Origin of the sequence: Rhizobium freirei PRF 81 (assembly GCF_000359745.1) — a bacterium.
Taxonomy (GTDB): domain Bacteria; phylum Pseudomonadota; class Alphaproteobacteria; order Rhizobiales; family Rhizobiaceae; genus Rhizobium; species Rhizobium freirei.
The window spans coordinates 1-15217 of record NZ_AQHN01000086.1; the positions used below are offsets into that span (position 1 = coordinate 1).

Here is a 15217-nt window from a genome sequence, read left to right on the forward strand (position 1 = left end):
TCATGCAGCGTATGTGCCGAGCAGCCAATCTTGGCGGCTATGGATGAAACTGCCGCCCACCGGGATGGATGCTCGGCCTCATGGTCCAAAACCATGCGGATGGCTCGGTCACGAACTTCAGGTGAAAATTTGTTGGTCGTCTTGCTCATATCGGCTCCACTTTCTCACGAGTTGGAGCCTCCGGCAAACCCGGCGCGGTTCACCTTTCATCGCACAGCTGCTTCAAAAAACACTCGGAAGAGGAGATCTTTGCATGTGCTCTCAAATGCGGTGGAGACTATGCTGGGAAAACGAGCTGGAACTCGCCGATCATGTCGAACTCGCCAAGTTCTTTCGAGCGACCTATGGACCAACCGGGGCCTTTAATGCAAAACCATTCGAGGGAAGTCGAAGCTGGGCCGGAGCGAGACCCGAACTTCGCCTCATCGGCTATGACGTTGACGGGATCGCCGCTCATCTGGGACTGCTACGCCGCTTCATTAAAGTTGACGGAATAGACCTGCCGGTGGCTGAGTTGGGATTGTACGGGATACGCACCGATCTTGAAAGACTCGGAATAAGCCATTCAATCCGAGCCATGCTTCCAACACTCCAGGATCTCGCCGTTCCGTTTGCATTCGGCACGGTTCGGCCGGAGTTGCAAAGACATATCCGGAGGTTCGGCCGTTACGGTCCTGTGACGGTTTTTCCGCACGTTCGCGTGCGGTCCACCTTACAAGAGCCGCGCCTCGATAAGCCGCCCACACGCATCGATGACGCACTTGTCGTCGTTCTACCGATTGGACGATCAATGTCCGATTGGCCTTCTGGTTCGATGATCGATCGCAATGGACCGGAGCTATGACGCTTCTGGGTTGCCAATGCGCCGCATACGTCGAGTGCACCTAGGCAGCAGCGCGTTCATGGTCAACATCAGAGTTGATCCAAGCGCGGGCTTGCTTGGGGAAACCTAAAAGCCACCCTGCGGCCAAACGATCGCGAATCTAATTAGTAGAGAATTACATCAGGTCCCTCCAATGCCGCGTGAAATTCGAACCGATATCCAAGCGTTGCGTGGCTTGGCTGTTTTGCTGGTCGTCCTCTATCATGCACGTATTGGGCCGTTTACAGCTGGCTATCTTGGCGTTGACGTATTTTTCGTAATTTCCGGCTTTCTGATCACCAAGCTGGTCCGGACGCAGCTTGAGCAATCGCGCTTCAGCTTTTCGGAGTTCTATTACCGACGTGCGAAGCGTCTATTGCCGGCGGCCTACATCGTCATTGCGCTTACGACGGTCGCCTCGCCGTTTTTGCTTTCGGACGTGGGGCTGCAGGAGTTCCGCAATCAGGTCATAGGGGCCCTCACATTTTCCAGTAACATCGTTCCTTGGTACCAAGTGGACTATTTCGGCCCCGCCGCCGAAACGATGCCCCTCCTGCATTTTTGGTCGCTCTCCGTCGAAGAACAGTACTACCTGCTGCTGCCTCTCTTCTTGGCTTTGGCGCCGAGGAGATGGTGGCTCATCGGAATAGCGGCGTTCCTTGTCGCTAGCCTTGCGCTATGTTTTTATCTGGTCGCCCAGAACCCATCTGCTGTGTTTTATCTTCTGCCGACCCGATCTTGGGAAATGTCCATTGGTTCACTTGGCGCATTGCTTCCAACGATGCCAGTGGTGTCTGCCGTGCTTGTGAAGTTACGTTTCCCAGCACTCGCGCTTCTCCTCCTTGCCCCGATGGGTTTCGCTCATCCAGTCGTGGATGCCGCTTTGATTTGCTTGGCAACTCTGACCTTCCTGCTTGCGCGCACCCGGGACAACATTGTCGTGCGAGGCATGGCGAGGATTGGCGACATCTCTTACTCGCTCTATTTGATCCACTGGCCCGTGCTTGTCTATATGAGAGCTGTTTGGCTGGCGGAGCCTCCGGCGCTTGCGATCTATGCGGCCGTTGCTTTCTCATTTGTTGGAAGCTGGGCGCTTTACTCGTTCGTGGAGGAGCCATTCCGACGGGGGTACGTCATGTCTCGTCTCCGGCTGGTCTCAGGATTGGCGGCCGCATCGGTCCTTCTCGCCTTCTCGCCCTCCGTTGCCATAGCCACAACCGAGAACAAGTTTGATTTTGCCACCATCCGGCGGATCAACTACGGTCTCGCGAGAGCGTGTGATTTCAAACCCGGTCCGCCTCCTCAGGACGTCCCCAAGAGCTGCCAGACCACAAACAGACCAGAATTGCTGGTCTGGGGCGATTCATTTGCCATGGCGCTGGTTCCCGGCTTAGCCAAAACAATCGGCGAAGGCGGACTAGCTCAGCTCACAATGAGCGGATGCTTCCCGGCCATCGGCGTTGCTGCGGTTTCAAAGGAGTTAGCGTCACCCTTTTCTCGTGCCTTCGGCGAGGATTGCATTGACTTCAATGACCGTGTTTTGGCCGTTTTGAAAAATCGGCCGGAGATCAGTACGGTGGCTATTTCAAGCCCTTTCGATACGCCTGTATCGAATGAATATATGGTGCTTAAGAGGAACGGTGAGACTTTCACCGATGCCAAGGTCTCGCAATATATAACCATTGAGGGGATTAAGGCCCTCGTCGAAGGTGTTCGCGCGTTAGGCAAGCGCGTGGTTGTGGTTGCTCCTCCGCCAGTCGGAAACTTCGACATTGGCGATTGCCTGGAGAGGAAGGCGAGGGGAAGCATTATGCTTGGGCGCTACAGCGACTGCAAAATAGATGTCAGTGAATACCGTCGCAGACGCGCCCGTACCCTCGAGCTGTTAAACGAAGTGGCGCTCAAGGCCGACGTAGAAGTCGTTTCCTACCACGACTTTCTCTGCGACGGCACAACATGCAAAACCGAGATTGACGGCAAATTCCTTTACCGAGATAGCGGTCACCTTTCCTATGAAGGATCTGAGATCATCGCTCGCCAGACAAATCTTGCTGAGAGGCTGATCAGGGCCGCTCGTTAGAGCGTGTTTGGCCAATGCACTCCTTCCATTTCGAGGGAAGAGGCAGGCGCCCTGGTGCCACCTATGCGTCGTAACAAAAATCGATAGGAGACAATATGCCAGATCAAATCGCAGATAACGTCATCGCCATGATCAAGAAAAACGCTGCTGCGCACGGCACCGACAAAGATCCCTCCTTGAGCGACGACGAAATAACGACTGAGACCGAACTGAGCTCGCTCGATATCGATTCGATAACACTGGCGGATATCCTCTGGGATCTAGAGCAAGCCTATGACATCGGCATCGAGTTTAACACCGCCGAAGCTTGGGCAAATCTTAAAAGTGTTGGCGATCTCATTGAAGCCGTCCGCGCTTTGATAGCAAGGGAGGCTTGAATGGACAGGCGCGTCGTTATCACTGGAATAGGCGGCCTATGCGGGCTCGGAACCAACCACGCCTCCATCTGGGACGCAATGCGCGAAGGGCGTTCAGCTATCGGCCCAATTGCCAATTCAGAACTTCACGAGTTGAAGGGCATGATCGGCGCCGAGATCAAGACGCTACCGGAGCATGGCCTAAATTCGAAGCAATCCAATTCAATGGACCGCTTCAGCTTGCTTGCCGTGATTGCCGCACGCGAAGCCGCAAGACATGCCGAACTCTCCATCGACGAAGGAAATACCTATCGCATCGGTGCGACAGTAGGTGTCGGCGTCTGCGGCTGGGAAGCGGTCGAAGCAAACTATCGTGCTCTTCTTTTAGATGGCGCTCGCCGGGCTGCCATCCTTACTGCACCCAAGGTTATGCCGAGTGCTGCCGCCGCTCACGTCAGCATGAGCCTTGGCTTGAGGGGGCCGGTTTTCGGCGTCACGTCAGCCTGTGCCTCGGCCAACCATGCCATCGCCTCGGCGGTGGATCAGATTAGACCTGGCCGCGCCGACGTCATGCTTGCTGGCGGCAGCGATGCCCCGCTTGTGTGGGGCGTGCTGAAGTCTTGGGAAGCACTGCGTATACTTGCACCCGATACCTGCCGCCCCTTCTCGGCCGACAGAAGAGGCGTGGTATTAGGCGAGGGTGCGGCCATCGCGGTATTGGAAAGCTATCAACATGCCGCACGGCGCGGTGCCCCAATTCTTGCTGAAATCGCCGGCGCTGGTCATTCCGCCGATGCGTTCGACATCGTTGCGCCTTCCGTCGAAGGGCCAGTGGCAGCGATGCGAGCCTGCCTTTTAGATGCTGAGCTGAATGCTGAGGACGTGGATTATGTAAATGCGCATGGCACTGGTACCAGAGCCAACGATCAGATCGAAACTGAAGCGATCAAACGTGTCTTCCGGCATCATGCCCACTCAATGTCCGTCTCTTCAACCAAATCCGTGCATGGGCATTGCCTCGGCGCGTCGAGCGCGCTCGAGATGATCGCCTGTGTGATGGCTCTGCGCGAGGGCGTCGTGCCGCCGACCGCCAATCACCGCGAGCCGGATCCCGCTTGCGATCTCGACTTTACTCCCAATGTGCCGCGCGAGCGGAAGGTACACGTAGCGCTGAGCAACGCCTTCGCCATGGGTGGCACGAATGCCGTCGTGGCATTCAAGCGGGTATAGAACCGGGCGTTTTCCTCGCCTTGCCTGTTAATGATTCCGTGCTGAACGTCGGATCTTAGTCGTCTTGGCGCGAGCTGTGCCAGTGGCTCTCTGACTTGGATGATGTTGTCTGCTGGCGCCCGTGAGGTTTGGCCGATCATCGGCGCGTCGATCATGAAGGACGAGAGGTAGTCAATGAATGTAGCACCACGGAACTCCGTAGATTCTCATCGAAAAGAGGATGATCATCTTGCACGTCATCTGTCCAACCGGCACCTCCAGCTTATAGCCATCGGAGGCGCAATTGGAACCGGTCTTTTCATGGGATCAGGAAAGACCATTTCGCTCGCCGGGCCCTCGATTTTGCTCGTCTATGCGATCATCGGCTTCATGCTGTTCTTCGTCATGCGTGCGCTTGGAGAAATCCTGCTATCCAATCCGGACTATCGTTCGTTTGCGGATTTCGCCGGGGATTATCTCGGCCCCTGGGCGCAATTTTTCACCGGCTGGACCTACTGGCTCTCCTGGATTGTGACCGGGGTGGCCGACGTCGTGGCCGTCTCCAGCTACGTGTCATTTTGGATCCCAGATATGGCGCTCTGGATACCGGCGCTTGGTCTTATATTCACGCTTCTCGCCCTCAACCTGCCGACCGTACGCAATTTCGGTGAAATCGAATTCTGGTTTGCGCTCATCAAGATCGTCACCATCGTGTCGCTTATCGTTACCGGTGCTTACATGCTTTCCACAGGCCTCACACTGCCCGATGGAAGCAGGGCATCGGTCTCGCATCTATGGCTGCATGGCGGCTTCTTTCCGAACGGCTTCCACGGCTTCGTTGCCGGTTTCCAAATTGCTGTGTTTGCCTTTGCGGGTATCGAACTCGTTGGAATGACCGCGGCAGAGACCAAAGACTCGACCCGCAACCTGCCGAAGGCAATCAACTCGATTCCGGTCCGTGTGGCACTCTTCTATCTCGGTGCCCTGTTCGTCATCCTCACGGTCATTCCATGGAATCAAGTCGATCCGAATTCGAGCCCCTTTGTCGCTATGTTTTCGCTTGCCGGCCTCGGTATTGCCGCCCATGTGGTGAATTTCGTCGTACTGACCTCGGCGGCATCAAGTGCCAACTCAGGCATATATTCAACATCGCGCATGGTCTACGGACTTGCGACCCTCCGGCTGGCGCCGGGCTTATTCGGCAAGTTGAACCGAAGGAAGGTCCCGGTAAATGCCTTGTTCTTCTCGTGCGTCTTTCTGCTGGCGGGGATCGGCCTGCTTTATTCCGGAGACAATGTCATCGAGGCTTTCACGATCGTCACGACGGTTTCTGCAGTGCTTATCATCTTTATTTGGTCGATCATCCTTGCATCTTACCTGCAATATCGCCGCAAGCGGCCTGACTTACACGAAAAATCGACCTTCAAAATGCCCGGCGGACGTGCCGCTGTCGCGATGGTCTTCGGCTTCTTCACCTTTATCTTGTGGGCTTTGGCGCAGAAGCCGGACACGGCTATCGCCTTGAAGGTTACGCCGCTGTGGTTCGTATTGCTCGCAATCGCCTATGTAGTAGTCAAAAAGGCACGGCGCTCGCGATTGCCCGGCGAGGGCGTAAATGGTCTTGATCAAATATGATGAAGAGTTTCCGCCGGATAAGAAGCTGCGAGACGCCAGTGCGCCATGCTGCCGATGCGTCGTCCCCTGATCGCCTTTTCCGAAGACCTGCTCGTGTAACTCAAGAAAGTGGCAGATGCGCCACCGGGTTCCTGGTTCGTATTGGCGAGTTTGTAGGAAGAACCACGAATTGTCAGAAACACCACACGGCCGGCTGCCAATCAAGCACCGGAGCTGTTCCTTCGCTATCTTGCAAAGGCTCAAAAACGAACCGCGGGCCGGCCTAACAATGCGACGTTCAGCACGCCATTTCGAAGCCAGACACGACGGTCGCTCCTTTTAAGCTGGCCAGCGGACGGACCTCAAAATCTAAGGAGAAACATGCAAGGTTCTCTAAATTATAATTTGCGAGGCGGTTGATCACGGCAGAAGGTCCGGATGGCTGAGAATGTCTTCGCCCATCCGCTGTTCAGCAGTCCCTGCCACTTATCCTGTCGGGTCGGCGGTCTCGGCGGTCAATCGCTTGAAGATTGGCACCAGCCGCGGATGGCGGCCGGCGGGTGGATGCTGAATATCGACCGTGCGACCTAATTTTTTCTGCCGCTTAAGCCAGTCGCGTAAGGTCTCTGCGCAGATATGGTCCACATAGTGCAAATCGCTGCTGGCGATCCGGACTGTGCAACCAGCTGGAAGCGATTCCAAAGTATTAAGGAGCGCGGGAACATCCCTGCAAGTCGCAACGCCACCAAGCGTCAGATGAACCGTCTCAGCATCTTCCATTCGATCGATAGCAAGCTTGCGCCGCAGATAAGGAAGGATCTCGAAAATCGAGAGCGTCAAACCTAGAGCAACACCCACGAGCAGGTCTTGCAGTACGACCATCGCAACAGTCGCAATCCAGATGCCCACGGGAAGCCAACCATGATGATCGAAGAGATCGCGCACGTGATGAAGGCTGATCAGCCGCCAACCCGTCACGAGCAGTATTGCGGCCAGGGCCGTCAGCGGCACCATGGAAAGCAATTGCGGCAGCAACACCGTAAGGCCAAGAATCCAGACGCCATGCAGGACAGCCGATGCCCGTGTACGCGCCCCGGCTTGGATATTTGCCGAGGAGCGTACGATAACACCAGTGATCGGCAGACCACCGAGCAGTCCGCAGAGCCCGTTGCCAATACCTTGTGCAAAAAGCTCCTTGTTGAAGCGTGTGCTGGCGCCGTCATGCATCCGGTCGACAGCCGCAGACGACAGCAATGATTCCGCACTGGCGATGACCGCAATCACCAGCGATGTGACGACGATTCCAGGCTGAGCCATATTCGCGAAACTTTCCACTGTCGGCAATGAAATGCTGTTTGCTAGAGATGCAGGAACCTCGACCCTGGCAATCGGTAGCCGCAATGCAGCCGTTAATGTAGTTCCGATGGCAACGCCTACCAGCGCACTCGGGACCAGCCTCAGCCGGTTGGGCCTGAATTTTTCCCAGCCGATCATCGCGAGCAAGGAAATCAGCCCTATAAGCAAGTCGACGGATTCGCTCGTCATGCCGCCTCCCCAAAGATGTCCGAATGTTCGTTCCATCGCCACGACGTTTTCAATGCCCCCCGCAGCCGGTTTGGCCCCCATCAAAACGTGTATTTGTCCGAGGATGATCAGAATGCCGATACCGGCGAGCATACCGTGAACGACAGCGGGCGAGATTGCCCGAAACCATGATCCGATCTTCAGGAACGCGGCAAGGATCTGCAAAAGCCCAGCAACGATCAGGACCGGCCCGAGCATGGCCACTCCATATTGTTCGACAAAGCCGAAGACGATGACCGCCAGACCAGCGGCAGGGCCCGATACTTGCAGGGGCGAACCCGCCAGCAAGCCCACGACAATGCCGCCGACGATGCCTGATATCAGGCCCATGGCAACAGGCACGCCAGAGGCAACTGCAATTCCAAGGCAAAGCGGGATAGCAACGAAAAAGACGACAAGCGACGAGGCGAAATCGCGCGAAAAAGCGAAGCTGTTATTGGTCATGGCACTACTCCGCTGCAACTGCGGCTAGGACTTGCGGCCGATCGCGACCGGTAACGGCGACCGGTAACGGCCCGTCCTCGCGTATCTTTGTGAAGCGGGCGGCCGACCCGTCGTAAACCTCCACCTCTCCCGTTTCGATATCGAAAAACCACCCGTGCAGCGTCATGTCATTGGTCGCAAGCCTTGCTGCAACGGAAGGATGTGTGCGCAGGTGGTCAAGCTGAACAATGACGTTCTCCATAGCGATAGCGCGGACCTTTTGACGTTCGGAAAGGTCGGCCGGATAGGCTTGGCAAACGATCGAATGCGCAGCGTAACCATGCTTTAGCCAAGCGGCGACGTTGGGCATGGACTTTAGCAATTCGGGACGGCATAGCCCTTTCATCGCGCCACAATCGGAATGGCCACAAACGATGATGTCTCGAACCGCGAGAGCTACGACGGCATATTCTATTGCTGACGAAACGCCACCGTTTGCGGTTGAAAATGGTGGAACGATATTTCCGGCATTGCGGCATACGAACAGCTCACCTGGTCCTGACTGGGTAATGGTTTCGGGCAAGACTCGACTGTCGGCGCACGAAATCATCAAGGCGTGCGGCTGCTGTCCCTCTTGCGCAAGCTTGCGGTAAAGTGCCTGGTAGTTCGGGAACACGGCACCGCGGAAGTTCGAGATTCCTTTTAGTAGATCACCCATAGCAAGTCCTCATTGTCGGGGTGGATGGAAGCAGGGCGCGCGCGATCGTCGGAATCCGCAATCATTTCGCAACTGCGAGATGGAAGTGTGATACGCAAAGAGGATGCCAAGACGTCGATCGCCTCGTTTATTTCGCACTAATACGAGCATGCTCAGTCATTGACGACAGCTTGTCGCTGTAGTCATTCCAGACATCCAGTGAGCGCGAGCGCTTGATCGTAGGTCCCCAGATCAATGTGATGCTGCAATGCAAAATTTTAGAACTTCATAGTTCCTTGCTTGCTCGGATTGAGGCGCAATGCCGAGTCTGGGAGCCATGGTTCTACGCCCGCTCGTAAGAATAACGACGAGTAGGGGCGCGCGACTACGGACCAGCACCGCAGTATCAATGCGAGGTTCTGACCGACAAGATCGCCGCGGCCAAAGCCATCGCAGCTAGGCCTGCCGCCCCGATCGGCAGCACCGACAAGTCATAATTTGCAATAAGCCTGCCGCCGACTACGGTACCGCCGGCAACGCCCACGTGCATTGCGGTGACATTCGCACCGATTATAATGTCGCTCGGGCTTCGGCCGAGATCCGCAATATCGCTCTGGACGATCGGCGAAATCGACCAGCTCGCGCATCCCCAAATTGAAAGGCTGGCGAAAAAAAGATGCTGCTTTCTGACACGCATAGCAGCAACGTTGTGACGAGATAGATTGCAGGGCTCGCGACCAGCGCGAGCCGACGACCTGCGAGGTCAGAAAGAATACCGGCCAGCACGCCCCCCGCCATGCCCGACGACCCGAAAACGGCGTAAAGAAAGGCCTCCCAGTGTGGCCCGAAGAACCCCTTGCTCGCGGCGTAAGAGGTCAAATAACTGAAGAGGGTGAAATGACCTGCAATGAACAAAATAGAAACACGCTGCGCCATCATCTGATTGCGATCCCGGAAATGAGCTAGATACAGTTTGCCAAAAGGCGAGCGCTTGCTCGGCGACCCGACATTCGGTAGCACGACGATTACAAGCCATATAGCGACGACAGATAGGCCAATCATTGCAAGGCCTACGGCGGCGCCAACCAATCAAATGTGTAATCCACACGCCCAGAGGTACCCCCAAAAAAAGCGAGCCGCTTATTCCAAGGTACACGGAGGCTATGGCACGAGCTCGATATCTTTCCGAGACGATCTGAACTGCACAACCGACGGCGCATACCGATATCTGCGCGCAAGCCATAGCCGTGATGATCCTCGAGGCGCTTATTGGGAGCAGCCCCGATCCACCGATCACAACCGGCACATTGCTCCCTGCAAAGATTGACATGGCCGCGAGGAGCGTCGGTTTTACATCGAAGCGATAGGAAATCAGTGTAGCTATCGGCGCGAAGAACGCGTAGGTGACCGAGAACACTGAAATGAGGATACTTGCTTCGGACTCGCCTACTCCAAGGCTGCCGGCTACATTCGGCAGCACCCCGATGAAAACGTTCTCGGCCAATCCGGTGATAAACACAGCAGTAGTGAGTACGAGAATTCGATTCATACCGCCAACTGCGCTGGATTGGCCGGCGCTTGCGCGGTCTCTTTTCCACCAGCTCTGCCCGATGCTCTCATCAGTCCTCGTATGCCCTGACTTCAATCAGTTTTTTGCGGGCCGAGATGGGCTCCTGCCTCATACCGATTGGACGCCCTGGGAACAGTTTGCAACGAGATCGGCTGCGTAAAGTACTCGTACTTGCCCGTCAGCACGCCTTGCGTGAATTGAAGCGCATGCTTGCCAAAGAACCACTCTTCAACAGCATAGCCGCGGGTCAGTTCGATTGGCGAGGTAAGGTTCAGTCCGGGCATTTCGATCCGATTGACCGTCGTCGGCCGGTTGCATAACAGTCTGAGGTCCTCAACGTGGATCCCGAGCGGGATCTTTTCGAACAAATCGCCAGGCAGAGCGTCGCTGTTCGACAGGTCGACTTTGGTGAATGGCAAAGGGCCGTCGGGTCCTGCCTTTCTAGAGAGGAACTTTTCTACGGCGTGGACATGCGTCGCAATCCCGGGATGGGAATCCCATTTCGCGTAAAAATCAGAGCGTAGTACCTGCCAGTCTGCATAGAGTGAGTCGAGATCGCCCCGATCAAATGAATTCGCGTGCCGGCACTCGTACGGGACCGGATACCGGGAAGTCCCGATGATCGATGTAAAATTGTGAAATCCACCCTCGTTGGTCCGTTGTCTCAACTCGTTGATCAACGGAACCCACACATCCTTGGTCACAAAGTGCAACGACGAGTGTGCCAAAGCCAGGTCGTATCTCTCATCAGGGACGAAATCCTCGATTCTCCCTTCGATCACATCGATATTCAACGAATGTTCGTCTGCAACCGATCGCAGTTTTCTGACCGCGCTCGATGACGGTTCCAATGCAGTTACCGCATGCCCCCTGAATGCAAGAAAGAGAGCGTTCCTGCCTTCGCCGCATCCTAGGTCGACGACCATTGCGTTTCTTGGCAGTTGCTGTTCTATCTCATAGACTTCGACGCTTGGCCCGCCCATCGTCCAGACGTTGGGATCCGAATAGCCTCGTTCCCAAAACCGCTCGCTGTTTTTCATTTAGGAACGTACCTTTCTTCACGGATTTTCACGTGGTCCGAGAAGAGATGATGCGCTATCAGGTTGCTGTACTTGTAACCTTTCCGGGTCAGAGCAATGGCGCCATCGCCCCGCAAATCGATGCAGCCTTCGACTTCCAGAGCATCTATCACCTCCAAAAAATCGGCGCGGAGGTCCCGTCCGAATCGTCGTGAATAATCTGCTTCTGAAAGCTGGTTGAGCGTAAGGTTAAGTATAAAATATCTCAACCGTTCTTCGGATTCGTCTAATATAACTCCGTATTTCAGCAAATTCCGACTAGTCATCTCGAGATGTATATAATCGTCGATGGCTTTGCCGACATTCTTCAGCGCGACGGCATAGTCGAGGCTGTAGTGATATTTCCCGTTATAACTTCGCGCGCCTGCTCCGATGCCTATCATCGGAACACCGAGGAAGTCAGAGGTTTCCTGGCCGTAGGCGCTGGTGCCTTCTGGAAGGCAGGTAAAACGGGTGAAAGATTCCTGTCGATACTCATTGTCCTGCATAAAATCGACATTGCTGTCGTAGATCTCATATTTGAGGCGGTCTTCCACATATTCTTGCGGTCGAGATCGCTGCTGCTTTTGCATAGCAGTGAGCGGCCGGCTGATCGCCGGATAAAGCGAAACGGTTGTTGGCCGAAAGGACAAAATCTGCTCCAGCGAGCGCTTCCAACTTTCCGGCGTTTGACGGAAGAGGCCGTAGATCAAGTCGAGATTGAAGTTATCGAAACGCTTGCGAACTGCTTCAATGGACGAAATCGACACAGAAACCTGATATGGGCGGCCGGACGCTCTCAGTTCGACGGAATCCATCGTTTGGATTCCCATGCTGATCCGGTTCACGCCTTGGTTCTTCAAAAAATCCAGCAGTTCCCCCGACACAGTGTCGGGAGATCCTTCGACGCACACCTCGGTCGAACGGTCGATATTTGGAAAGCCATCTCGAACGGAAGAGAAAATCTGGGCCAGCCGATCGATGGGCAGGAGAGTTGGGGTTCCGCCGCCGATATAGACCGATGCGACAGATCTGTGACCGGCAAATGTTGCATAAAGGCTTATCTGCCAGCAGATCTTTTCGACATAACGTCGAATAAGATCCTCCGTGTGCCGCGTGGTCAGAAAGAGCGTGCAATAGGTGCACCTATATCGGCAAAATGGCACATGTATGTATAACGCTACCGGCGCCTGGTCGTTTGAATCCCACACATCGCTCAATCGAATGTTTTCAAGCTCTTTATATGTCCGTTTTGGGGGGTAGCTGTATACATACGCCTTGAGGTCGCCTTTGCCGATGGCTTCCCTCAAGGAATTTGCAAATGATTGCATGCTCCTTTCTCCTGCGGCCGGCACTATTCGGCAATCTGCGCGAGGTCGGCGTCAAGGCGCTTGCGCACGAGATTTGGAACGGTTGCAGTCTTGATGGCATCGAGATTGGTGGGGCTGTCGCCAACTTGAATGAGGGCCACCATGCCCAAGCTCATATGCGGCGTGCATTTCACCACATAGGCCCCGGGCATATCGAGTTTTGCGCGATATTCCTCGTTCGCTTTAGATTTGAACTCCGGTGCGCCTTTTGGGATCAAACCTTTGAACGTTTCGACATTGTGTCCCTTATCAACCGGAATAAACGTCACCGTGTCGCCTGGTGCGATCTTCGTGAAACCTGGCTCAAAAACCATTGCGCCGTCCGTGCCCCTGTTCAACATCCGGATTTGGTGGTCCGCCGCCATCAGTGGCATCGCTGATGCGGTCAGCATCGCCGTTGCGACGATCGGACAGATTTTCAAACCCATTTCTGATCTCCTTTCGCGATAGCCCGATTAATTGTCCGCCCGAAGCTTTAGGCGCGAACGGGCTGACATTCCTTGAGATCGAGCAATCTTTGATCAATTTCTACGTCAAGCCCGCGCGCCGGTGTCCATCCGCGCGCGGACGAAGTCGCTGCGGCACTCGAGGGGCGCCTCATCCGCGGGTGATCAAAGCGCAGTTGGATGCAATCAGGTGATCATCAAACAAAATCGCGGCGTTCGTTGAGAGAGATCAAGGACTGAGTGCCCGTCACGTGCGAATAGTTCCCAAAAGTGGCGAGAAAGGCGGCCGCCTTTGGCGTGGTCGTCTGTACATCGGGAAGCATGACATGAATTACACCGCTGAAACCATGCTGGTTGCGGTCGGGGCTTTTTTGGCACTGGTCGGCGCGGGGGTCGCTCATGACCAGCTTTTTGCAACCCACATGGGGATACTGTTCTTCTGTTTGCTAGCGGGCACGGTACTGCTTCTGCGGCGAATTGATTTTTCCCCCGTGACAGTGAGCGCCAAACCCAAAAACGGAGCCTATTTTGACGAGGTCATCCGCTATGGATTGATTGCCACCGTCTTTTGGGGGGTGATCGGCTTCCTGATCGGTGTCGTGATCGCCCTGCAACTTGCCTATCCGGATCTGAACGTCGCGCCGTATTTCAATTTTGGTCGCTTGCGCCCACTTCATACCTCTGCCGTCATCTTCGCCTTCGGCGGCAACGGGTTGATAATGACCTCCTTTTACGTCGTCCAGCGCACCTGCCGAGCCCGGCTCTTCGGCGGCAATCTCGGTTGGTTCGTGTTCTGGGGATATCAACTTTTCATCGTCATGGCCGCGACCGGCTATGTTCTCGGGATCACGCAGGCTCGCGAATATGCCGAGCCCGAATGGTATGTCGACATCTGGCTCACCATTGTCTGGGTCGCCTATCTTGTCACCTTTTTGGGAACGATCCTGAAGCGCAAGGAGCCGCACATCTATGTCGCGAACTGGTTCTATCTGAGTTTCATCGTCACCATCGCCGTGCTGCATGTCGTCAACAATCTCGCGATGCCGGTGTCTTTCCTTGGCTCAAAGAGCTATTCGCTATTTTCGGGCGTGCAGGGTGCCCTGACACAATGGTGGTACGGCCACAACGCCGTCGGCTTTTTCCTGACCGCCGGCTTCCTTGGCATGATGTACTATTTCGTACCGAAGCAGGCGAACCGCCCAATCTATTCCTATCGCCTGTCGATCATCCATTTCTGGGCCCTGATCTTCATGTACATCTGGGCTGGTCCGCATCATCTGCATTACACGGCATTGCCCGATTGGGCGCAGACTTTGGGCATGGTCTTCTCGGTGATGCTGTGGATGCCTTCCTGGGGCGGCATGATCAACGGTCTGATGACTCTTTCGGGCGCCTGGGACAAGATCCGTACCGACCCGATCATCCGCATGATGATCGTCGCGATCGCCTTTTATGGCATGTCGACCTTCGAAGGCCCGATGATGTCGGTCAAGACGGTCAACTCGCTCAGTCACTATACCGAATGGACCATCGGTCACGTTCATTCCGGCGCGCTCGGCTGGGTCGGCATGATCACGTTCGGCGCCATCTACTACCTGACGCCAAAGCTCTGGGGGCGCGAGCGGCTTTACAGCCTCCGTATGGTCAACTGGCATTTCTGGCTCGCCACGCTGGGCATCGTTATCTACGCCGCGGTGCTGTGGGTCGCCGGCATCCAGCAAGGCCTGATGTGGCGCGAATACAATAGTCAGGGTTTCCTCGTCTATTCCTTCGCAGAGACCGTGGCTGCGATGTTCCCCTATTATCTTCTGCGCGCCGTCGGTGGTGCTCTCTATCTGGCAGGGGGAGTGATCATGGCCTGGAACGTCGCAATGACCATCCGGGGCCGCCAGCGCGACGAAGCCGCGATCCCCAGCGCTTTCATCGCCAAGGCCGCCGAGTGAGAGAA

The 15217-nt window shown here is 55.4% G+C and carries 13 protein-coding genes and 1 pseudogene; 6 read left to right on the forward strand and 8 right to left on the reverse strand.

Annotation, left to right across the window (positions count from 1 at the left end; translation table 11 throughout):
• Positions 1-149, reverse strand: a 149-nt coding sequence (locus RHSP_RS34885; RefSeq protein WP_476705486.1) for a transposase, incomplete at its 3' end; no start/stop codon positions are given.
• A gap of 104 nt (positions 150-253) precedes the next feature.
• On the opposite strand from RHSP_RS34885, the gene RHSP_RS26440 reads away from it, so the two are divergent.
• The 5 genes from RHSP_RS26440 (at position 254) to RHSP_RS26460 (ending at position 6142) form a co-directional block, all read left to right on the forward strand.
• Positions 254-844: a NodA family N-acyltransferase gene (locus tag RHSP_RS26440; RefSeq protein ID WP_004125869.1), complete on the forward strand. Its 591-nt coding sequence runs from the start codon at positions 254-256 to the stop codon at positions 842-844.
• A 172-nt stretch (positions 845-1016) separates the two neighbouring features.
• Positions 1017-2942 (forward strand): acyltransferase family protein, encoded by a 1926-nt coding sequence (locus RHSP_RS26445; RefSeq protein ID WP_004125873.1) that lies wholly within the window; start codon positions 1017-1019, stop codon positions 2940-2942.
• A 95-nt stretch (positions 2943-3037) separates the two neighbouring features.
• Positions 3038-3319, forward strand: coding sequence for an acyl carrier protein (locus RHSP_RS26450; protein ID WP_004125878.1), 282 nt, complete (start codon positions 3038-3040; stop codon positions 3317-3319).
• On the forward strand, positions 3320-4528 hold the full coding sequence (locus tag RHSP_RS26455; RefSeq protein ID WP_004125883.1) for a beta-ketoacyl-[acyl-carrier-protein] synthase family protein: 1209 nt from the start codon (positions 3320-3322) through the stop codon (positions 4526-4528).
• A gap of 174 nt (positions 4529-4702) precedes the next feature.
• Positions 4703-6142 carry an amino acid permease gene (locus RHSP_RS26460; RefSeq protein WP_004125885.1) on the forward strand — a complete coding sequence of 480 codons (1440 nt, stop codon included), beginning with the start codon at positions 4703-4705 and terminating at the stop codon, positions 6140-6142.
• 465 nt (positions 6143-6607) lie between these two features.
• Here the strand turns inward: RHSP_RS26460 and RHSP_RS26465 are convergent, their stop codons facing one another.
• From RHSP_RS26465 to RHSP_RS26490, 7 genes and pseudogenes are all read right to left on the reverse strand, one after another.
• Entirely contained in the window at positions 6608-8149 is a 1542-nt protein-coding gene (locus RHSP_RS26465) for a SulP family inorganic anion transporter (protein ID WP_004125887.1), read from the reverse strand.
• A gap of 4 nt (positions 8150-8153) precedes the next feature.
• On the reverse strand, positions 8154-8846 hold the full coding sequence (locus tag RHSP_RS26470; RefSeq protein WP_004125890.1) for a carbonic anhydrase: 693 nt from the start codon (positions 8844-8846) through the stop codon (positions 8154-8156).
• A 549-nt stretch (positions 8847-9395) separates the two neighbouring features.
• Positions 9396-9764 (reverse strand): MFS transporter, encoded by a 369-nt coding sequence (locus RHSP_RS35735; RefSeq protein ID WP_240535516.1) that lies wholly within the window; start codon positions 9762-9764, stop codon positions 9396-9398.
• 151 nt (positions 9765-9915) lie between these two features.
• Positions 9916-10374 (reverse strand): annotated as a pseudogene (locus RHSP_RS36105) (MFS transporter); the annotation flags it as partial.
• Between the two features lie 92 nt (positions 10375-10466).
• On the reverse strand, positions 10467-11435 hold the full coding sequence (locus RHSP_RS26480) for a class I SAM-dependent methyltransferase (protein WP_004125894.1): 969 nt from the start codon (positions 11433-11435) through the stop codon (positions 10467-10469).
• Entirely contained in the window at positions 11432-12784 is a 1353-nt protein-coding gene (locus RHSP_RS26485) for an STM4012 family radical SAM protein (protein ID WP_004125896.1), read from the reverse strand. The genes RHSP_RS26480 and RHSP_RS26485 overlap by 4 nt, the downstream gene beginning before the upstream one ends.
• Before the next feature lie 23 nt (positions 12785-12807).
• Complete coding sequence (locus RHSP_RS26490; protein WP_004125898.1) at positions 12808-13251, reverse strand: pseudoazurin; 444 nt, start codon at positions 13249-13251, stop codon at positions 12808-12810.
• Between the two features lie 344 nt (positions 13252-13595).
• On the opposite strand from RHSP_RS26490, the gene ccoN reads away from it, so the two are divergent.
• Complete coding sequence (gene ccoN, locus RHSP_RS26495; RefSeq protein WP_004125900.1) at positions 13596-15212, forward strand: cytochrome-c oxidase, cbb3-type subunit I; 1617 nt, start codon at positions 13596-13598, stop codon at positions 15210-15212.
• The last annotated feature ends 5 nt before the right edge of the window (positions 15213-15217 follow it).